The 21278-nt window shown below is 42.1% G+C and carries 12 protein-coding genes and 1 riboswitch; of the genes, 9 read left to right on the top strand and 3 right to left on the bottom strand.

The window, feature by feature from the left end:
* The first annotated feature begins 155 nt into the window (after window positions 1–155).
* Window positions 156–485: a YckD family protein gene (locus AB1K80_RS07800; RefSeq protein WP_412856050.1), complete on the top strand. Its 330-nt coding sequence runs from the start codon at window positions 156–158 to the stop codon at window positions 483–485.
* 218 nt (window positions 486–703) lie between these two features.
* Window positions 704–1510 (top strand): aminoglycoside N(3)-acetyltransferase, encoded by an 807-nt coding sequence (locus AB1K80_RS07795; protein ID WP_412856135.1) that lies wholly within the window; start codon window positions 704–706, stop codon window positions 1508–1510.
* A gap of 21 nt (window positions 1511–1531) precedes the next feature.
* Here the strand turns inward: AB1K80_RS07795 and comJ are convergent, their stop codons facing one another.
* The 3 genes from comJ to AB1K80_RS07780 form a co-directional block, all read right to left on the bottom strand.
* Window positions 1532–1918: a competence protein ComJ gene (gene comJ / locus AB1K80_RS07790; protein ID WP_412856049.1), complete on the bottom strand. Its 387-nt coding sequence runs from the start codon at window positions 1916–1918 to the stop codon at window positions 1532–1534.
* 135 nt (window positions 1919–2053) lie between these two features.
* The gene (locus AB1K80_RS07785) at window positions 2054–3751 is read right to left on the bottom strand and encodes a methyl-accepting chemotaxis protein (RefSeq protein WP_412856048.1); all 1698 of its coding nucleotides are present in this window, start codon (window positions 3749–3751) and stop codon (window positions 2054–2056) included.
* Window positions 3752–3876: 125 nt separating this feature from the next.
* Window positions 3877–4302, bottom strand: a complete 426-nt coding sequence (locus tag AB1K80_RS07780; RefSeq protein WP_412856047.1) for a sporulation protein — start codon at window positions 4300–4302, stop codon at window positions 3877–3879.
* Between the two features lie 364 nt (window positions 4303–4666).
* On the opposite strand from AB1K80_RS07780, the gene AB1K80_RS07775 reads away from it, so the two are divergent.
* From AB1K80_RS07775 to AB1K80_RS07745, 7 genes are all read left to right on the top strand, one after another.
* Window positions 4667–6748: a hydantoinase/oxoprolinase family protein gene (locus tag AB1K80_RS07775; RefSeq protein ID WP_412856046.1), complete on the top strand. Its 2082-nt coding sequence runs from the start codon at window positions 4667–4669 to the stop codon at window positions 6746–6748.
* A complete protein-coding gene (locus AB1K80_RS07770; RefSeq protein ID WP_412856045.1) occupies window positions 6723–8714 on the top strand; it encodes a hydantoinase B/oxoprolinase family protein in 1992 nt (663 codons plus the stop codon). The genes AB1K80_RS07775 and AB1K80_RS07770 overlap by 26 nt, the downstream gene beginning before the upstream one ends.
* Window positions 8711–9796 (top strand): ABC transporter substrate-binding protein, encoded by a 1086-nt coding sequence (locus AB1K80_RS07765; protein WP_412856044.1) that lies wholly within the window; start codon window positions 8711–8713, stop codon window positions 9794–9796. The genes AB1K80_RS07770 and AB1K80_RS07765 overlap by 4 nt, the downstream gene beginning before the upstream one ends.
* A gap of 4 nt (window positions 9797–9800) precedes the next feature.
* Window positions 9801–10898: an ABC transporter ATP-binding protein gene (locus tag AB1K80_RS07760; protein WP_412856043.1), complete on the top strand. Its 1098-nt coding sequence runs from the start codon at window positions 9801–9803 to the stop codon at window positions 10896–10898.
* Window positions 10898–11767 (top strand): ABC transporter permease, encoded by an 870-nt coding sequence (locus AB1K80_RS07755; protein ID WP_412856042.1) that lies wholly within the window; start codon window positions 10898–10900, stop codon window positions 11765–11767. Before AB1K80_RS07760 ends, AB1K80_RS07755 begins: the two co-directional genes overlap by 1 nt.
* Complete coding sequence (locus AB1K80_RS07750) at window positions 11760–12563, top strand: ABC transporter permease (protein ID WP_412856041.1); 804 nt, start codon at window positions 11760–11762, stop codon at window positions 12561–12563. The genes AB1K80_RS07755 and AB1K80_RS07750 overlap by 8 nt, the downstream gene beginning before the upstream one ends.
* 366 nt (window positions 12564–12929) lie before the next feature.
* Window positions 12930–13023, top strand: a riboswitch (cyclic di-GMP riboswitch).
* A 147-nt stretch (window positions 13024–13170) separates the two neighbouring features.
* On the top strand, window positions 13171–21278 hold an 8108-nt coding region (locus AB1K80_RS07745), incomplete at its 3' end, for an amino acid adenylation domain-containing protein (protein WP_412856040.1).

Raw genomic sequence — 21278 nt, 5'->3', positions numbered from 1 at the left:
TACAAAACAAAACATAGCACGCTTTTACCTTTAGGACAACGTTTTCAGACTAAAAGCGAAAAAGTAAGAATATTATGGACAATTAGATCGAGTAAAACAATGTATAAAAAAGGAAAGGGTGTACAAGATAAAATCATAAAGGAGGGAACACACGGATGAAAAAAATATGTAGCATGACCGTCCTATCAATGATGTTGGTATTTGGTTTTCATACAGCAACGGCTTATGGCGAAACGCCGCAAATGGAAAAACGTCCTATCTCTCATGGGGTGAAATTAACGAAAGAACAACAAAAACAAATTGAAATACTTGAACAACAGATTCTTTCAAAACGAAAAGAAGTCATTGAGAAATATGTACAATATGGCGTACTAACGGAAGAGCAAGGGGCAAATATTACGAAGCGTATGGACATGCATTACAACCACTTGAAAAACAATGGTTTTGTGCCATTATTGAAAAAGCCAAAGCATCACCGACCATAATCAAACCGGCAGAAACTGCTGGTTTTTTATTTTGGACTCAACTTACGTGATGGGCAAGTAAAAAAGAAAGATTTCGTCCCTTCGATTTGGTGCTGTACATCAAATGGTATTTTCTGAAAAGATTCTATTGTATGATCAGAATGAAGATGAAATAGACATGATGAGTTTAAGATACAAATGACTATTTTTCTATTGTCAGGTGTAGGAGGAGATAAATGATGCAACAACTAATACAACATCAGGCTGAACCAATCACGAAAGAAAGAATCAAATCAGACTTGATTCAACTAGGTGTGAATAAAGGGATGACTTTATGTGTCCACTCATCACTATCATCGATCGGTTGGGTGAATGGTGGTGCTGTAGCAGTCATCCAAGCCTTGATGGAGGTCGTTACAGAAGAAGGGACGCTCATCATGCCGGCGCAGACCTTAGAATTGTCTGACCCAGCAGACTGGATAAACCCGCCTGTTCCTCAATCTTGGTGGAAACCGATTAAAGACACAATGCCTGCGTATGACCCAGCGTATACCCCACCGAATGAGATGGGGAGGATAGCCGAAGCCTTTTGGAAATTTCCTCACGTGTCTCGAAGTAGTCATCCTAATTTCTCGTTTACAGCTTGGGGAAAAAAGAAGAATGAAATTCTGGACAATCATTCACTTTCTTTTGGTCTGGGAGAAAAATCACCCCTTGGCCGCATGTATGATCTTGATACTCAAGTGCTGCACATTGGGACAACATTTGAGAGCCATACATCCTTCCACTTAGCTGAATATAGGTGTGCTCAGCAAGATCTCATGACGAGAGGTGCACCCATTTTAGAAAATGGATGGAAGGTGTGGAAGGAGTACCAAGATATCATCACAAGAGAAGAACTATTTGAACAAATAGGGCTTGATTTCTTACATTCAGATCATCAGGCTCATCAAGGTCAAGTTGGGTTGGCCAAAACATATTTGTTGTCGATGAGAGAAACAGTAGACTTTGCAAAAATGTGGCTTGACCGGTATGACCAGTCTTAGTCTATATGGTTTTGGAACAGCTTAGACACTCTTAAAGTGAAAATAATACATGTCATGATCAGATTGTCTCGAGTAATAGCACGTCAGCTCATAGTTGCCTTTTGGAATGGGAAAAGACAGAACTTGTGACATGACGCTTGTGATATGGACATGATCATTTGATTGGTGAAATGGCACTGTGATCATTCTCTCAACAGATGGTGGGGGATCAAGGTTGTCTAATGTTGCGATAATAGAAGCTTTGCCATTGTTAATTCCTTCGAAAGAGACTCCGTTATCTCCGGTTGCATATCCTTGTTGAATGGCTTCATCTGTCCAATTGATGACAGGGGGAGTCTGGCTACCTGCATACACCGTTATTTGATGATAAGAGATTGAAAGAGGATAGATTTCATTTAAAACATTCATATAAAAACTCCTTTTGAGGTTCATTTTTTATTCGTGCATACGTTGTATTGTGAAAGTTTGAAAGAATGATTCTTGGAGATGATTTATGGAGCAAGACGATTGTACCGTCTTGCCCATATTGATTGTTTGAGGGATCTAGATGTGAAATTGTGAAACCATTTCTTTTAAATCTGCTGCTAAATGTGCAAGAGCTTCAGAAGATGCTGTAACTTCTTCCATTGCAGCAAACTGTTCTTCTGTTAAGCCAGCCACTTGCTGTGAATGTTCACTTGTCATTTTGACGCCTTCTGTAATAGATGCAAACGTTTGTTTCGCATCGTTTGTATACGCGGCAATTTTTTGTGATGCACGTGATAGATGCTGAATTCCATCAGCTATTTCTCGCATTGATTGCTGAATGTCAGTAAACGATGCTTCTGTATGAGAGATTAGAACGGCTCCTTGTGCAGCTTCTTCTCTTACACGTTTGATGGCACTCGTCGAATGTTTCATCTCTTTTTGAATTTCTGAAATGAGATGTGAGATCATGTTTGAAGATGATTGAGATTCTTCAGCAAGCTTTCTGACTTCGTCTGCTACAACAGCAAAACCTTTGCCATGTTCACCTGCTCGTGCTGCCTCAATTGCTGCATTCAGTGCAAGAAGGTTCGTCTGATCTGCAATGTCTGTGATGATTTTGGAAATGTGATCAATTTCGACTGAACGTGTTTCGAGTGCTTGGATGGCAGTACCATTCTCCTCAATCGACTTGGCGATAGATGTCATTTGTGAATTGACTTCACCAATATTCTCTACCCCTTTTTGGGCTTTTTCTTGTGCGAATTGACTTCTTGATGCCATCTGTTCAGCATTTTCTGTAATGTTCTTCAGTTCGTCTGCTACTTGAGTCATCGTGTGTTCACTTGCAGTCATTTGTGAGGACTGCTCTTCTGATGATTGGGCAACTTCCTGAATGGTGTGGGTGATTTTCTCCGAAGCTGCACTTGTTTCTTCTGCGCTAGCTGATAGCTGTTCAGAGGAAGTAGCAACCAACTCCGACGTATTCATCACATTTAAAATGGTTTGATTCAATTTTTCACGCATTTTATTAAAATGTACAGCCAGATCGGAGAGTTCATCTCCAGTTGGGTCGGTCACGTTGATTGTCAAATCTCCTTCGCCAGCACTTTTAATGGCAGAAGCTAGCTTTTGGAGACGTGTCTGGATTCGTTTTGTAAAAATAGAAATAATAATAGCAGAAACAATCAGACTTAGTACTAGGACAATGATAAATTGAACAAAAAATGATTGAAGCATTTGTGTAATCATAGATTGGTTTGCACCAGTATAGAAAATACCAATCGGTTCGCCAGCTTCATTTTTAATGGGCATATAAGCTGTTTGATAGTCTTTTCCGGCTACGTTTGCTGTTCCGTAATAATTTTCTCCTTGCTCTAAAACTTTGGCTTTTACTTCAGGTGAGACTTCTGTACCCACAGCACGTTTCCCATCTACCATCACATTTGTTGCGACACGTGTGCTTCCTTGGAAAATCGTAATGGTATCCCCAGTAAAATCGGCCAATTGATCAACCAGTGTGAAATGATCATTGATTTTTGTATTCCCTTTGTAAAGCATGCCATCTTTTATTTGCCATGAGCCAGTAATCTTTTCATCGATATAAGCGAACCCTAGGGTCATGTCCCCTCTTGCTTTTTCAGTGGCCATTTCCTCGATGTTCTTTGTCATTTCATGATTCACAACATAACCAACAACTGCTGAAAATACAATGAGGACACTTAAAAAGATTAATAATATTTTGGCTCCTAGCTTCAGTTTTCCTTTTTTCTTCATGCGTTTTTACTCCTTTAGGTATTAGGGATGATTCCCTTCTAAAGGAATATCGGCATAAAAAGGTAGTTTGAAATAGGCTACTGTTGTTACATCACATTTTTTTTATTAAGAAAAGACAAACCATTTTACTCAATAATAAAACGCACCTTTGTCCCATCAGGATCATCAGATAATTGATGACTCACCCAAGAACCTGCGCCTCTATTATCTGATGGGCGTACATACTTCACAGAAGCTCCTGACCCGCCCTCTTTACACATCGCCATTGGCCATTCGTCACGGTCATATCCATCCTTTGTTGGAATACCCCTGAGAGATTCATCTCTTTGATCATCGCTATTTTTACGGTCGATCGTGCAAATAGATGAATGACCTTCATCAATGGCTTCTTCGATATGCCTCGCTGTTTCAGGATAACGGTCTGATGGAAAATGAATGGTTTTGTCATAAGATGCATCAGTCTCTTGTTTATTTTGCTCTAACTGGATATAGCCTGTAGCGACACCAATCACAATGATGAAGAGCAAAAGAATCGTTTTAAGACGTTTCATAGGTGTTAGCTCACTTTCTGATTTGCGTATTTTGTAAAAAGAAGTATAGCAGAATGACTGGCTAATTTCTCCTGATTTTGAAAAACCGTCTTTTAAAATTCAAAAATCGTTTTTTCGTGTATGTTTTGTTTTTAAATTTGGATGAAATCATAAAAATTTCATTTTTCTTATAAAGTAAGGCTTTATTGTTGAGGGAAATGGCTTTTTCAAAACTTTTTGGCTCGATTTCGAGAATTTAACACACAGAAAATCTAAAAAATAAAATTGACTAGAAAGATAGGCTTTAATAATATGGAGTCAAACATAAAAATTACCTTAATTTTTCAAATTATGATTCTATTTACATCGAAGGAGGGAAGGGCAAATGGCAAATGACTTCTATCGTCTTGGGATAGATATAGGTGGAACATTTACAGATTTATCGTTGATACACGAAGCGACAGGAGAGTTGATAGAACTCAAGACACCTACAGTGACAGATGACCCGGCTCAGGGAATTATCAATGGGTTAAACCTTTTAGAGAAGATGAACATCGATTTATCAAAAATCCATTATCTCGTGCATGGGATGACGATTGGCTTGAATACGTTATTACAGCGAAAGGGAGCAAATTTAGCCCTTTTCGTAACAGAGGGTTTTCAAGATATCTTGTCATTGCAACGTTTGCGGCTACCTGTCCCTTATGACTTTCATTCGCGTTTGCCAGAACCATTGATACCACGTCAGCATGTATATCCTATCTCTGAGAGGTTGTTACACGATGGTACGATCAAAAAAACTCTCCAACTCCAGCAATTAGACGAAGCTGTACAGCAGGTCATCTCCGAAAAGTTAGCAGGTATAGTCATTTCGTTTTTACATAGTTATCGAAATCCAGTTCATGAATTGCAGGCAAAAGCCTATATAAGGGACCACTATCCACATCTAGACGTTCTGACTTCTTCTGAATTATGGCCTCAAATGAGGGAATATGAGCGTACAGTAATGGCGGTCATCAATTTGTATATCCAACCAAAGGTGAAGCATTATTTACAAACATTAAAAAGTCGCTTGAAAGACGAAAGTGTACCTATTTCTCCATACATTACCCAATCAAATGGTGGTTTAATGGATGCAGAAAGTGCATCAATCTCACCAGTCAAAACCCTTTTTTCAGGACCGGCAGCTGGGGTCATTGGTGCTACAAGAATTGCAGCATCTGCGAACGAATCCAATGTGATTACTTTTGATGTTGGTGGTACAAGTGCGGATATCTCCATTATTCAACATCGACAACCGACAATGACTCAATCAAATCAGATTTCTGGCTTTCCTCTCATTCTGCCATCCGTTGCGATGTATTCAATAGGAGCTGGTGGTGGTTCTGTGGCGTGGGTTGATCGAGGGGGATTGTTAAAGGCAGGACCTGAGTCGGTCGGTTCCCACCCTGGGCCAGCTTCATATGGAAAGGAGAAAAAGGCGGCTTTAACAGATGCGTTTCTGATTTGTGGCTATCTCAATCAAGCAAGGTTTGCCGGTGGACATTTGCAGTTACAACTATCTGCGGCGAAAATGGCCTTCCAGCCAATTGCTGATCATTTAAATCAAACGGTGGAACAGGCAGCTGATCAGTTGATTCAAGTGGCTGTGGCCAATATGTACACGGAATTAAGTAATGTGATGGAGCAACACGGAATTGATCCTAGAGATTTTAGTTTACTCGCGTTTGGCGGTGCGGGTCCTGTCGTGGCCAACTTCCTTGCAAGAGAAATACATGCTAAAAATGTGATCGTTCCGCCAAGTCCTGGCACATTATGTGCTTTGGGTGCACTTACAGCCGATTTTATGCATGATGCTGTCTTATCTAAAAAAATATGTTTGCAAGATGAACAGATTGAACAGTTAAAACAAGATTACGAGAAGTTAGTGCATGAAGCGACGGATTGGTTTAATCAACAACAGATTCAACATATGAAAAAGACGTCCATTCTATTATTGGCTGATGCACGTTATCAAGGTCAGGCATTTGAAATTGAATTGCCGATATCACCTGAATGGTTGAAGCAAGAACAAGACGTCCAATATCTCATCGAAGCATTTCATGAGCTGCATAAGCGCCAATATGGACATAGTGATGTGCAGGCAAAAATTGAATTGACGCATTTAAGGGTTCGAGTGATCGGAAAGAGCCCGCCACTTCCTTTTTCTACTGTTCATAAAAGAAACGATCAGCCATTGAAGCCCATCGCACATAGACGCATTTTTATAGAAGAAAAAGCGTACGAGGCATCCATTTTTAACCGAAGTACTCTACCTGTAGGTACTATCGTGAAGGGTCCTGCCATTGTTGAGCAGGATGACACCACGATATTGATCTTGCCCGACTGGGTTGGTGAAGTTGATGCTTCCGGAAACTTGGTGATATTGGAGGAGACTTGTTATGAGAACCGATCCAGCAAAGCTTGAAATGATACGCAGTTACTTTAATGCGATTGCATCTGGGATGGGACATGTCATTGAACGGACGTCATTTACGACCTTTGTAAAAGAATCTGCTGATTTTGCGACAGCTTTAGCAACGCCATCTGGAGATTTCTTTGTGTATCCGAAATCTGTTGGTGTGACCATCTTTTTAGGGCTTAATCTAAAAAAGGCCATAGACGAAAGCGGCCCACTTCAGCCAGGAGATATTATCATTACGAATGATCCTTATACGACTGATGGGTTAGCCACTCACTTGCCAGATGTTCATATCATAAAACCCATTTTTGTAGATGATGAGATCATTAGTTATGCTTGGTCGTTTGTTCATGTCAGCGATGTAGGCGGTCTTGTGCCTTCAAGTATTTCACCAACAGCCACTGATGTTCATCAAGAGGGATTAAGAATCCCGCCTGTTAAAATTTATGAAGCGGGAAGAGAGAATCAAGTAGTTCGCTCATTCCTGAGAGCCAATAGCAGGGCAAGTCATTTCAATGATGGAGATATGAATGCCATGATCGCTGCTGTTCATTCGGCGGAGATTCGCTTGAAAGAAATGATTGAGAAATTTGGCAAGAACGACGTAAAGCAAGGAATGTTTGATTTGTTGAAGCAAGCCGAGGATCGTGCAGGAAAGGTCATCGAAGCGATTCCTGATGGAACAAGTGAATTTGCTGACTATCTGGATGACGACATGATTTCAGACGTGCCTATCCGATTAAAAGTGAAACTGACTGTCAAAGGGAAACGGATGACGTTGGACTTTTCAGAATGTGATCCACAAGTGAAAACTGCATTTAACCTTGTCACTAATGGCCAAAAGCACTCCTTCTTGTACCAAGGATTGATTCATTACATCATTAGTATGGACCCATATATACCGATCAACGGTGGATTAACATTTCCGATAGACGTCATCTCCCCAAAAGGGACGCTTGTCCATCCAGAATACCCAGCCTCTGTCGGGATTAGGCATGCAATTACGATGAGACTATACAATGTCGTGCTAGGTGCAATGAGTCAGTTATTACCAGAGGCAGTCCCAGCAGCGGGAGCAGGGCAATCAGCTATTGTTGTGCTTTCTGTTCCCGATCATCAAACAGGTGGAAGGATCATGTCTGTTGTGGAACCGTTAGGCGGAGGCGGTGGTGCACAAAAGGGTGTTGATGGTGTTGATGGGATTGATCATTCATCAGGGTTTCTAAAAAATACACCGATTGAGAGTTTAGAACAGCATATTGATATTCATGTGCACCGATACGAATTGATACCGGATACGGGTGGTGCGGGAGAAAGTAGGGGTGGTCACGCCATTGGGTTAGAATTTGAGATGGTCAAGCCTGAATCGATGGTCACGGCAAGAGGCATGGAACGAATGAGATTTCAACCTTGGGGACTAATGGGTGGCCGAGCAGGTGCAATTGGTGAAGTGAAACTTACGAGACAAAATGGCCAAGAACTAGACGAGCCGAAAATTGATGTCCTGCGTCTGGAGAAAGGTGATAGGGTTTCATTGATTTCACCAAGTGGGGGAGGATGGGGAAGCCCATTTGGCAGAAATCAAGAACTGGTTCTTCAAGAAGTAGAAGCAGGTCTTCTTAGTAAAGAGAGAGCACGACAACAATATGGTGTCGTCGTTTATCAGGAGAACAATTCATGGAAGATTGATGAAGACAAAACAAATTCACTTCGAGGAATGGTTCGCGAATCTCCGGCTTCCGAAGTCATTTGGGATTTTGGAGAACAAAGAGAGAGATATGAGAAAGTATGGACGGATGAAGCAAGTAGTGAGTTGGCTGTTCAGCTTCGTTCTTACCCAGCAAATACACGTACGCACTTTAAGCACGCAGTGCATGCCTATTTTCTTCATCGAAACGAACCGTTAACAAAGTTGGATGTGATTCAAGCACTACGTGAGATAAATCATCAAAAAAGGGGAAATGAATCATGAAAAAAAGAGGAATTGCTATATTTGGAAGCATCTTATCCGTTGTCCTGTTCCTGACTGCTTGTAGCGGGATTGGACAGGATCAAAGCAATCAACAGCAGTCTGTCATCGTTGGGGTATATGGCGGTGATTGGGAGAAGAATATAAAACCGATTTTTGAGACATTTGAAAAAGATACTGGCATCAAAGTTCAAACCGTCTCTGGTGCAGATTCAGAATGGTTCACGAAATTAAAAGCGTCAAATGGCAAAAATCCTCCATACGATTTACTTATTTTACAGCCTGATACCATCCAAAGAGGAATTGCCGCAAATGTTCTTGAGCCAATTGATGAAGAAAAAGCACCGAATGTGAAAAAACTGTATCGTTCCGTTCAAAAGAAACTGACTGTTGACGGCAAACAATATGCTGCCGGTTTTAGTATGGGACAGCTTGGTATTGCTTATAGAAAAGATCTTGTTAAACAGGAGCCGAACAGCTGGACCGATCTGTGGAGCAGCCAGCTTGAAGGGAAGATTGCCATTTCTTCTCCAACCTATTCAGCCGGTTTGCAGTTCTTCTCTGCTCTGATCCATGCACAAGGAGGATCAGAAGCAAATCCAAAAGATGTGGATAAAGCATTTAAAAGCCTAGCCCAACTGAAAGAAAATGTCGCCGCTTTTCCAGATAATCCAGGCTCTATTCAAACCCTATTAGAGCGAGGAGACGTGGTTGCAGTTCCATATTGGGATGGCAGAATATTTGCGCTAGAAGAGGAAGGGTTGGATATCGGTTTTTCATACCCAAAAGAAGGTGCTGTTGCGGCTGTTGCGAGCTGGGCGTTAACGAAAGGAAGTCAGCATGAGGAAGCTGCTTACAAGTTATTAAACTACTTAAGTGGAAAAGAAGCGCAGGAAGCATTTTCGGAAGTATCTTATTATGGCATGTCAAATTCCGACGTGAAATATGGGGACAAGATTAAGGGGAAAGTAAAGGTTGGAGAGAACTATTATAGCAAGTTGACTTGGGTAGATTACGAGACAGCTACGTCAGAGCTTAGTCAATGGACAAACCGTTGGAACGAAATATTCGGCGGAGGGAAATAGGTCCATGAGTAGAATCAATTTAGACCACATCAGTCAGCATTTCGGCGAACAAATTGCTCTTCATGATGTGAGTTTGACAGTGAATGAAGGGGAATTTTTTTCTCTATTAGGTCCTAGTGGCTGCGGGAAGTCAACATTACTCAATATCATTGGTGGTTTTTTAGAACCTACAAATGGAATGGTCTATATTGGAGGTCAGAATGTGACGTCATTGCCTCCTTATCAAAGAAAAACGGGTATGGTGTTTCAAAGTTATGCCTTGTTCCCACATCTTACAGTATTTGATAATGTGGCGTACGGATTGAAGGTTCAAAAGAGGAAGAAAGCAGAAATTAAACAAAAGGTCATGGAAAGTTTGTCTCTCGTCCAATTAGAGACATATGCAAAACGTATGCCGCATCAGTTGAGCGGAGGACAACAGCAGCGAGTGGCGATTGCAAGGGCACTTGCAATCCAGCCAGCTGTCCTCCTTCTAGATGAACCACTTAGTAACTTAGATGCGAAGCTGAGACAAAACATGCAGACAGAGCTTCGAAAAATTCAAAGGAATGTCGGGATCACGACGATTCTCGTGACGCATGATCAAGAAGAAGCCTTAAGTCTCTCGGACCGCATTGGGATTTTAGGAGAGGGGAAAATCCAACAGATTGGAACGCCATTAGAGGTGTATCGTCAGCCAATTAATCGGTTTGTTGCCGAATTTATTGGGCAAGTCAATGTGTTTGATGCGACATATGAAAAAGAGAGCGCCACATTTACGGTGCCACATTTAACCCAAGTAAACGGAAAGCATGTTCAGTTAAAGACAGCTACAAATGAGGGGAAGAGAGAATATCAAAATGATTTATTGATGCTTCGTCCTGAAAGAATCCGTGTATCTTTCGAACAAGAAGAAGATCAGCCGAACCATGTGACGGGTGTTTTAGCAGATGTCCATTATATCGGGCATTCATTGCGCTTGGTGGTAGGGCTTGATATTGGTGAGCTAATTGTACATGCATCAGACACTGCCTTTCCACAGCTACCGTCAGTTGGAGAAACAGTTCATCTTCATTGGCAACCTGAAGATTTGGTTTTCTTACATTCGAAGGAGCAAATATGATGCGAATGTTAAATAAGAATCAGCGATTTCATTGGTTGATGCTACTGCCAGCATGTTTGTTTCTTTGTGTATTTCTTCTAGCACCGCTTGTGATGATGTCTGTCCTCAGTTTTCGTGATGTCGATTCGATGATGAATACATTGCAAACGTATAGTTTTGCACAATATATGCAAGTGTTTACGACAGATGCTTATGTGAAAGCGATAGGAAGTACAGTGTGGGTAGCGATCAAGACAACAGTGATTTGTTTATTGATGGCTTATCCAGCTGCATATGTGCTAGTAAAAGCCCCTAACCGGCGACTACGGGCATTTTTCTATATCCTCCTCGTTTCGCCGCTTTTGACAAGTGTTGTGATTCGTACATTTGCATGGATTGTTCTACTATCACAAAATGGGCTGATCAATGGTGTGTTATTGGATCTGCACATCATTCGGGAACCATTGTCTATGCTTTGGAATATGAACGCTGTGATGGTTGCTTATGTTCAAGTGATGCTGCCATTTGCTGTCTTGCCGATTGCGGCGAGCTTAACTGATATCAATCACCATTTGAGACAAGCCTCTATGAGTCTTGGAGCTGGGCGTATTCGGACTTTTTTTCGAATCACGTTACCACTGACGATTCCGGGGGTGATAACTGGGGCTATCATTGTCTTTTCGCTAGCAGCGGGAAGCTATATCACACCTCTTTTGGTCGGTGGACGAATGCAACCGCTGCTTCCACTGTCGATTTATCAACAGGTTATGCAGGTATATCACTTACCTCTGGCTGCCGCGATGGCATTTACTTTATTGGTCTTTGTATTGGTTGTGGTCAGTCTATTAAGCTATCTTTTAAAGCGATGGGAGGCGCGATTGCATGCGTAAACAGTCATTAGGTGACCGCTTGCTTTCGATCCTCATTTGGACGTCTGGCTCGCTGGTTTATCTATTTTTAACAGTGCCTGTATTGGTTATCGCTCTGTCTGCCTTTAGTCCACATGCTTTTCCTGAATTTCCGCCAACTTCGTTTTCAATTCGTTGGTTTCATGAGGTCGTGTCAAACCCAGAATGGATGGAGTCCCTGCGTATGAGTGTCATATTGCTCGTCATTGTCACACCCCTCACGGTTCTTTTAGGTACCATGGCATCTTATGCGTTAGCGAGGCTTTCATTTAAGGGAAGGGACGCCATTCAAGCGTTTATTCTGTCACCACTTATGATTCCACAGGTGGTGTTAGGTATTGCCATGCTGTACTTGTTTACGGCGATGGGCTTGACAGGCTCTATATGGGCGTTAGTTATTGGTCATGTGATCATTGGTTTTCCATATGTTGTTCGAACGGTTGGGGTTAGTGTCTCTCATCTTGATCCACGCCTTGAACTAGCTTCGATGAATCTAGGAGCGGGTCCTGTTCATACGTTCTTTCGAGTGACACTGCCTTTAATTAAACCAGGAATCATTGCAGGTGGGGTGTTTTCTGCTGTTACGTCTTTTGGGGAAATTTCAATTAGTTTGTTCGTGTCTTCTCCTCAAACCATCACGATTCCGGTGAGAACCTTTACGTACATTGAGCAGACTTTTGATCCGAGTGTCAATGCGATATCTGTCATATTTATTATCATTTCTATTATTGCGTTGCTCGTCATTGAGAAAACAATCGGGTTGTCGAAGGTGATGTAAATATAATGAAGAAACAAGGAGCTGTCATGGGAATGGGCAGCTCTTTTTTTAATTTTTTATGGTAAAAATGTTCAAATATTTAGGGAGTATAGTTCTTAAGATTTAAGAAAATATGGAAAATGAAAGAAGACCTCTCACCTACATTTTCGGTTAAACTTTCTAAAAATAAGGTAGATAGGGGAAAAATTGCGGTATTTCGAACATTTCTTTCGGTAGAACGCAACTAATTGTCATTATTTTCGGTAAATATCATAAATTAATTCGTATTACTTTCGGTATGACGCATGAATCTTTACACCCAGTTTTCGGTGAAAAAACCAAAACTTTCATATAAAGTGGACGTAAATAGAAAATATCTAAAAGAATAGAAGAAAAAGGCAAATCTATGGAAACGTAGAGACGCAAAGCCATGTCCTAAGGTAAATGTTGCTTTTTTTGCTATGGTCGGCAGGCTACCGAATAGAAAAGTGGAGTCCCTCCGTTTTATTCGGGGTGGGCTCTTTTTCCATTATTTCATCTACTTTAATGAAATAGACTTGGTTCTTTTGATATAGAGGGTGCAACGTATTAGATTGGTGGAAAAACGTAGAAGAGACGGAGGATGAGAATGAATACAGTATATTACCCTTTAACACATGCACAAAAGCGGATATTTTACACAGAGCGGTTTTATCCAGGTACGAGTGTTTCCAACTTGGGTGGGTTCGCGAGATTAAGATCAGAATCGGGTCTGAATCCTTCAATGATCGTTGACGTGCTTCAAGAATATATTCGCCAAACTGATTCTCTTCGTTTAAGACTTGTTTATCAAAACGGGCAGGAAGAGCCTGTTCAATATATCAAGCCGTATGAGAAATGGCCAATCCAACTGATCAAAGGTTGGAGCGAAAAGGACGTAAGGACATGGGCGAACGAACAGATCCGTGAGCCAATGGATTTGATTGATCGTTCTCTATTTGAGTTCACGGTTTTTCAAATTAGCGATCAAGAATGCTGGCTGTTTTGTAAAGCTCATCACGTGATAGCGGATGGCATTTCGATTATTCTCATGGGGAATCGCATCATGGATTTATATCATGACAAGTTGCATGGGGTGGAAAATGCCCAAGTTGAGGACATTTCCTTCGTTGATCACATCATGAGTGAGCAAGCTTATGAATCTTCTAAACGTTTTCAAAAGGATCAAGTTTTCTGGAACGAACAATTTGCGACGATCCCAGATTTCGCTTCGTTGAAGCAACACCATGGATATGATTTGAGCTTACAAGCGGAGCGGTTTTCTGCCGATATTCCGGATTCGATAAAAGAGAAGCTACGGGCTTTTTGTGAAGAACAAAAAGTCAGTATGCTGTCTCTGTTTTTGTCTGCCGTCTATATTTATTTACATCGTTTTAGTGGCATTGAGGATGTTGTTTTGGGAACCTTTATGGGCAATCGGACAAATGCCAAAGAGAAAAAGATGATTGGGATGTTTGTGTCGACCATCCCGATGCGCGCATCTGTCAATGGATCTCAATCTTTCCTAGATTTCGTGAAGCATGTAATGGCCGATCAGATGAAGGTATTGCGTCATCAGAAATACCCATATAATTTGCTCATCAATGATTTACGAGAGAAAGAGGGATTTACAGGGCGCCTTTTTGATATTTCATTAGAATATCAGGTGATGCAGTGGGAAAAAAGAGAGGACATTTCCTTCATCACTGAACCGATTTTTGGTGGAAGCGGATTAAATGACATCTCCATTCATGTCAAGGACCGATGGGACACGGACACATTAACGATTGATTTGGATTATCGCACAGATGTATTTAGTGAAAATGACATACGCATGATGTTTGCTCGGTTATCCATTTTACTAGATGCTGCGGTCTCACAGCCTGATCAGTTGATTGGTACATTGCCTTTACTTTCATCAGATGAACAAAAAGAGCTGCTGCAATTGTCTAAAGGAGAAGCGTTTCCATTGCCAGACGTAAAACCGGTTCATCATGTATTTGATGAGGTGGCAAAGGACAATGTTGAACGGGTGGCTATTGTAGCAGAAAATGGATCGCTCACTTACGGTGAGTTGTATCAACAGTCAGAGAAGCTAGCGAGATTTTTGCAGGAAAAAGGGGTTTCTCGTGATGTGCCTGTCGCTGTGTTAATGGAACGGACAGCAGATGCGATGGTCGCTATTTTTGGCATTTTAAAAGCTGGGGGAGCGTATGTGCCGATTGATCCATCACTCCCTGATGAGCGTATACAATATATTGTAGAAGATTCAGGTGCTTCAATCATTTTAACCGAACACACATTGGTCGAACGTTACTCGTACTTAAAACAAGAGGTCGTCGTGCTAAACGATGTGTTAGATGATGACCGTTTACTGCCTGATCTTGTAGATGTATCGTTGCCGAATGATTTGGCTTATATGATTTATACATCTGGAACAACTGGAAAGCCGAAAGGTGTGATGATTGAGCATCTTCAGCTACATCATTTGGTCCATGCCCTTCAACATGACGTCTATCAAGGGGCAAGTCAGTTAAACATGGCACTCCTTGCTCCATTTCATTTTGATGCATCGGTGAAGCAAATCTTTGCTGCCCTTTTGTTTGGGCATACGCTTCATATCGTACCAAGAAAAACAACTCGAAATGGTGTGAAGCTTGCAAATTATTATAGAGAACAACAAATAGAAGCAGCAGATGGGACACCGGCACATGTGCAGCTTTTACTTGCAGCCAACTTAGAAGGACTCTCATTAACTCACATGCTCATCGGAGGAGAGGCATTGCCTGCCAAAACGGCTCAATCCTTGATTGAATCGGTTCGTATGAGTGAGCCTGATTTTCAATTGTGGAATGTGTATGGCCCGACAGAGACGTGCGTAGATGCGACAGTACATCGGGTAGAACTCAATGAACTTCAAGCTTCTCCTGAAAAGCGTTATGTCTCAATTGGGAAACCGCTCGGGCATCATCGCATTTATATTTTAAATGTGCAAGAACAATTACAGGTGCACGGTGCTGCTGGCGAACTATGTATTGCAGGGATAGGTGTGGGACGAGGGTATGTGAATCAGCCTGAATTGACAGACAACGTATTCAAAGCAGATCCATTTGTTCCTCATGATCGTATGTATCGCACGGGAGATCTCGTCAGATGGCTTCCAGATGGAACGATTGAGTATCTTGGAAGAATAGATGATCAGGTGAAAATAAGAGGGTACCGCATTGAAATTGGTGAAATTGAAGCCGTCATGGAGCAAATCGATGGAATCGAAAAAGCGGTGGTATTGGTTGTAGATGAACCAGACGGTGAAAAGGTTTTAAGTGCGTATTATCAAGTCAGTCAAGAAGGTTTATCCATCAATACGCTACAAGCGATGATGAAAAGTCAGCTGCCTGCTTACATGGTGCCTCTTTATTACAAAGAAGTCGATGTGTTTCCGCTTACCGTGAGTGGAAAAGTAGATCGACGTGCGCTCTCTTCACAAAAAGGTGATAAAGCAATCAATGCGGTTTATGTTGCACCTAGAAATGAAATAGAAACAAAGCTTGTCCTGTTGTGGGAAGAAGTGCTTGGTCAAGAGAAGGTCGGTGTCTATGATTCATTCTTTGATCGAGGGGGCCATTCACTCAGAGCGATGACGGTGTTAACACATATCCAGCGCGATTTTCATGTGGATGTTCCGTTGTCAGTTTTATTTGAGCAGCAGACGATTGCTGCATTGGCAACCTACATTGAACAAGCAGATGAATCATCTAAAGAGGTGATTCCAAAAGCACCGATTGCGGCAGATTACCCGTTGTCACCTGCACAGCAACGTGTGTATATGGTGAGTCAATTGGATCAAAGTATGGCGTATCATATGCCGGCCGTCGTGAGGTTAAAAGGAACGCTAGAGCGAGAAAGGTTAACAGAAGCATTTGAAAGGCTCATTACGCGTCATGATATATTACGCACGTCATTTCATACGATCAAAGGTGTCCCTCGTCAGCGAGTGGCATCATCTGTGCCATTTCAAATAGAAACGCTATTAGGCTGTTCGATGGAAGAGAACATACAGCAGTTTGTTAGACCTTTTGATCTTGCGTGTGCACCGCTTTTACGTATTGGTTTGACTTCCATACAGGAAGAAGAACATTTATTGTTCTTTGATATGCATCACCTGATTTCAGACGGCCTTTCGATTGATTTCATTTTGCGAGAGTTGTCAGATGCCTACGAGGGATTGGCGAAAGCACCATTGAAGCTTCAGTATCAAGACTATGCGGTTTGGCAAGAGCATCAAGTCGATCATGGTCTTCAAACGGAAGAAGCATTCTGGCTACAGGAATTTTCCGGAGATATCCCATCTTTACAATTGCTAACCGATTATCAGCGTCCAGCAGTGCAATCTTTTGCGGGTGATCGTGTAACCAAGGTGATAGATGACACGCTAAGAGACAAGTTGCAAGAACTTGCGGTGAATCATCACACCACAATGTATACAGTATTGCTTTCTGCTTATTATACGTTGCTTGCAAAATACACAGGGCAAAAGGAATTCGTCGTTGGGACACCAACAGCCGGCCGAGTTCATGCAGATCTTGACGAGATGATCGGCATGTTTGTCCAAACGCTTGCTCTGCGGTCAGAGGTCGATTCAAATCGTACAATGTCGCAACTCATTACGCATGTAAAGAACAAGACCATGCAAGCATTTGAGCATCAGCAATACCCATTTGAGCGATTGCTTGAAAAGTTGGACGTGCAACGAGATTTCAGCCGTCATCCGTTGTTTGATACAGTCTTTACACTGACGCCAGATCATTCGTCAGTACAGCAAATTGGAGAAATGAAAGTGGAGATTGAGGAAACGAATTTTCACATTGCAAAATTTGATTTAACACTACAAGCGGTGGATTCAAGTGATGGTTTATCGTTTGATCTAGATTACAGTACGGCTTTATTTAAACGGAGTACAGCGGAGCAGATGCTGAAGCATTATGTTTATTTGCTTGAACAGATGGTGGAAGCACCGCAAGAAGTGATTGCTTCGTATCGATTGTTGTCTGATCAAGAGGCAGAGGCTCAACTACAAATGTGGAACCCGTTACCGACGCCTTATCCTGTAGAAGAAACGATTGTGACACAATTTGAGGCTCAAGTAGATCAGTTCAATGATCAGACTGCGCTTCAATTCGGAGACACGGTGCTTACTTATCAGGAAATGAATCAACGAGTGAATCAGCTCGCTCATTATTTGCGAGTCAACGGTTTTGAAAAGGGGATGACTGCGGCCTTATTTTTTGAACGGTCAAATGAGATGGTGCTATCTGTTCTAGCAGTATTAAAGGCGGGCGGTGTCTATGTACCAATTGATCCTGATTTCCCTGATGAGCGTGTGAAGCACTTTTTAACAGATAGTGATGCACAGTTCTTACTGACACATCAAGTGCTGCGTCAACGTTCGGTACTGACTGCCTTTGAAGGAACCATCATTGAAACCGAGAATGAGTCTATCCATCTTCAATCAAAAAACAATCTAGCACTCTCTGTTTTGCCTGAAGACTTGGCGAATCTGACTTACACATCTGGAACAACAGGCCAACCTAAAGGAAATATGGTGACACATCGTAACATTTTAAGAACGGTGAAGCAGTCGAATTATCTGACGATTCAACAACAAGATACAGTAATGTGCATATCAAACTATGTTTTCGATGCATTTATGTTTGATGTGTTTGGTGCTTTATTAAACGGGGCGAAACTCATTGTACTGCCAAAAGACAACATTTTAAACATGAATGAACTTTCTCAAGCGATCGAGAAGGAAAAGGTCAGTATATTGATGATCACAACAGCTCTTTTCCACTTACTCATTGATATGAAAAAAGACAGTCTCAAGAACGTGAGAAAGGTTCTGTTTGGCGGGGAACGTGCTTCAGTACCTCATATCGTATCAGCGCTCGAAATGATGGGGAAAGATAAGCTTGTTCATATGTACGGGCCTTCTGAAAGTACGATTTTTACAACATACTATCCTGTTAACCAAATGGAGGAACAGGCGATGTCCGTCCCAATCGGAAAACCTGTGAGTCAAACGGAAGTTTATATTGTAGACGAAAATGGTCACTTGCAGCCGCCGGGTGTTGCTGGCGAGCTGTGTGTTGCTGGAGATGGCTTGGTCAAAGGCTATTATCATCAACCTGAATTGACAAACGATAAATTTGTGGAGAATCCGTTCCATCCTGGTGAGAAGATGTACAAAACAGGTGATCTCGCAAGGTGGTTATCAACTGGTGACATTGAGTTCATTGGACGAATGGATCACCAAGTGAAGATTCGCGGACAGCGCATTGAATTAGGCGAAATTGAACACCAGTTGTTGTGTCATCCTCAATTGAAAGAGGTTATCGTCACGGTTTCAAATGATGATTTATGTGCGTACTTTACAGCTGAAGAGGCTGTTTCATTAGCGGATTTACGTGTGCATGTGGCACGTGAATTACCTGTTTATATGATTCCTGCCTTTTTCGTGCAGTTGGAGGAGCTTCCGTTGACTGGTAACGGCAAGGTAGACAGACGGGCATTACCAGCACCTAGCCGAAGTGTGGAGGCGGTCAATGAGTATGTCTCACCTCAAACTGATACAGAGCGTGTGTTGGCACGCATATGGGAAGATGTGCTTGAAGTGCCGAGAATCGGGAGGCACGATCATTTCTTCGAATGTGGTGGTCATTCTTTACGCGGTATGAAAATGCTCAATCGACTTTACGAAGAGATGCATGTGGAGTTCACCTTGAAATCTTTGTTTGAATTTCCGACCTTAGAAGCGTTTGCTCTTGCTGTTGAACAGGCAGATCAACAGGAAATCAGACGTGTGGAGAAAGCGGAGCATGCGGACTATTATCCAGTGACATCTGCTCAGAAAAGGCTGTTTGTCCTTCAAAAGATGTCCAATGCCGAGAGAAGCTATCATATGCCTGCTGTGCTCAAACTTGAAGGCGAATTTGATGAAAAGCGATTTACTCATGCTGTTCATCAACTAGTGCATCGTCATGAGGCGTTTCGTACGAGTTTTGATTTTGTTCAAGATGAACCTGTTCAGCGAATTGAAGAAGATGTCATGTTGAACATCGAAAAAATAGATGGAAACGGTCGAGACATTCAACAATTGATGAATGACTTTATTCGCCCATTTGATCTGGAAAAGGCACCATTACTAAGAATTGGTCTTGTTCCAGTGTCTGTTGATGTTCATTATTTACTGATTGATATGCATCACATCATTTCAGACGGTGCATCCGTTAGTATTTTGATCGATGAGCTTTCAGCCTTGTATCGAGGAGATGAACTAGAGGATTTACCTGTTCAGTACAAGGACTACGCAGTTTGGTCAAAAAGAGAAGAATTCCTTTCACAAAAAGGGGCACAAGAAGCATTTTGGCTGAACCAATTACACGGGGAACTACCGGTATTGTCATTGCCTGAAGACCTTCCGAGACCAAAAGTACAGACTTTTGATGGAGATCGGATGACGTTTACGATTGACGGGCAGCTTAAACAGCAGCTAGATGAGTTGGTCAAAACACTGCATAGTACGACTTATACCGTGCTGCTCACATGCTACAGTGCATTGTTAAGTAAACTTTCTGGACAAGAAGATATCATCATTGGTTCGCCAATTGTGGGGCGGACTCATCCTGATATCCAGTCGGTCATTGGCATGTTTGTCAATACATTGGCGCTTAGAACAAAACCTGAAGGTCATCAAACTTTTGCGGAATTTGCGTCAAGCGTTCATGACCTTGTGTTAGAGGCGAATGAACATCAATTGTACCCGTTTGAAGAATTGGTGGATCAAGTCCAAACGGTTCGTGATACAAGTCGACACCCAATCTTTGATGTTGTGTTCTCAATGGAAAATGCAGATATCAGACATTTAGAAATGGGCGACATTGACATTGTGCCACAAGCATTTGAGGAGAAAACGGCAAAATTTGATTTGACTTTAACAGGTAAAGAATCTTCGGATCAAATCGAGCTTGTCTTTGATTTCAATAGGTCCATTTTTCATCCGTCATCTATCGTGAAATGGAAGAATTATTTCCTTTATTTGCTTGAACAGATCGTCTCAGAACCAGATCAACCATTACAACAAATGCCGTTATTATCACAGCAACAACAGCGAGAGTTGATCAATGAATGGACAGGCCCTGCTCTTGACGTTCCGACAGATCAAACCGTCCACGCCCTCATTGAAGCCCAGGCGCAGAAATCACCGCATCTGAAGGCGGCCACTTTCTGCCACACAAGCTGGACGTATGAGGAACTGAACAACCGGGCGAATGCAGTCGCCACGGGTCTCATGTCTCGCGGGATCAAACGAGGGGATCGGGTAGGTATTCTCACTCGTCCATCTCTTGAAATGTCGGCCGCTGTACTAGGTGTTTTGAAAACAGGTGCGGCATTCGTTCCGATTGACGCCGATTATCCAGATCAGCGCATTGCCTATATGCTCGAGGATTGCGGGGCAGAGGTGCTTCTCATCCAGAGAGGACTCACCGCACCACCTACTTTCACAGGACAAGTCCTGCACATCGAAGAGGTGGTTGAAGGAGAAGCGCACAACATACATGTGTCGATCACATCGAATGACCTCGCGTATATGATTTACACATCCGGTACGACTGGACAACCGAAGGGTGTCATGGTCGAGCATCAGTCACTTGTGAACCT

It is taken from the genome of Bacillus sp. 179-C3.3 HS (genome assembly GCF_047229225.1).
In the GTDB taxonomy this organism is placed as follows: domain Bacteria; phylum Bacillota; class Bacilli; order Bacillales; family Bacillaceae; genus Bacillus.
Note: the sequence above shows the minus strand (reverse complement) of the source record. Positions and strands in the feature narration are given on the sequence as shown.

Bases quoted from the DNA above. Each gene is read 5' to 3' on its own strand.
- AB1K80_RS07765 (WP_412856044.1), top strand. From the start codon at position 8,711: ATGAAAAAAAGAGGAATTGCTATATTTGGAAGCATCTTATCCGTTGTC.
- AB1K80_RS07760 (WP_412856043.1), top strand. From the start codon at position 9,801: ATGAGTAGAATCAATTTAGACCACATCAGTCAGCATTTCGGCGAACAA.
- AB1K80_RS07755 (WP_412856042.1), top strand. From the start codon at position 10,898: ATGCGAATGTTAAATAAGAATCAGCGATTTCATTGGTTGATGCTACTG.
- AB1K80_RS07750 (WP_412856041.1), top strand. From the start codon at position 11,760: ATGCGTAAACAGTCATTAGGTGACCGCTTGCTTTCGATCCTCATTTGG.
- AB1K80_RS07770 (WP_412856045.1), top strand. From the start codon at position 6,723: ATGAGAACCGATCCAGCAAAGCTTGAAATGATACGCAGTTACTTTAAT.
- AB1K80_RS07800 (WP_412856050.1), top strand. From the start codon at position 156: ATGAAAAAAATATGTAGCATGACCGTCCTATCAATGATGTTGGTATTT.
- AB1K80_RS07775 (WP_412856046.1), top strand. From the start codon at position 4,667: ATGGCAAATGACTTCTATCGTCTTGGGATAGATATAGGTGGAACATTT.
- AB1K80_RS07795 (WP_412856135.1), top strand. From the start codon at position 704: ATGCAACAACTAATACAACATCAGGCTGAACCAATCACGAAAGAAAGA.
- comJ (WP_412856049.1), bottom strand. From the start codon at position 1,918: ATGAATGTTTTAAATGAAATCTATCCTCTTTCAATCTCTTATCATCAA.
- AB1K80_RS07785 (WP_412856048.1), bottom strand. From the start codon at position 3,751: ATGAAGAAAAAAGGAAAACTGAAGCTAGGAGCCAAAATATTATTAATC.
- AB1K80_RS07780 (WP_412856047.1), bottom strand. From the start codon at position 4,302: ATGAAACGTCTTAAAACGATTCTTTTGCTCTTCATCATTGTGATTGGT.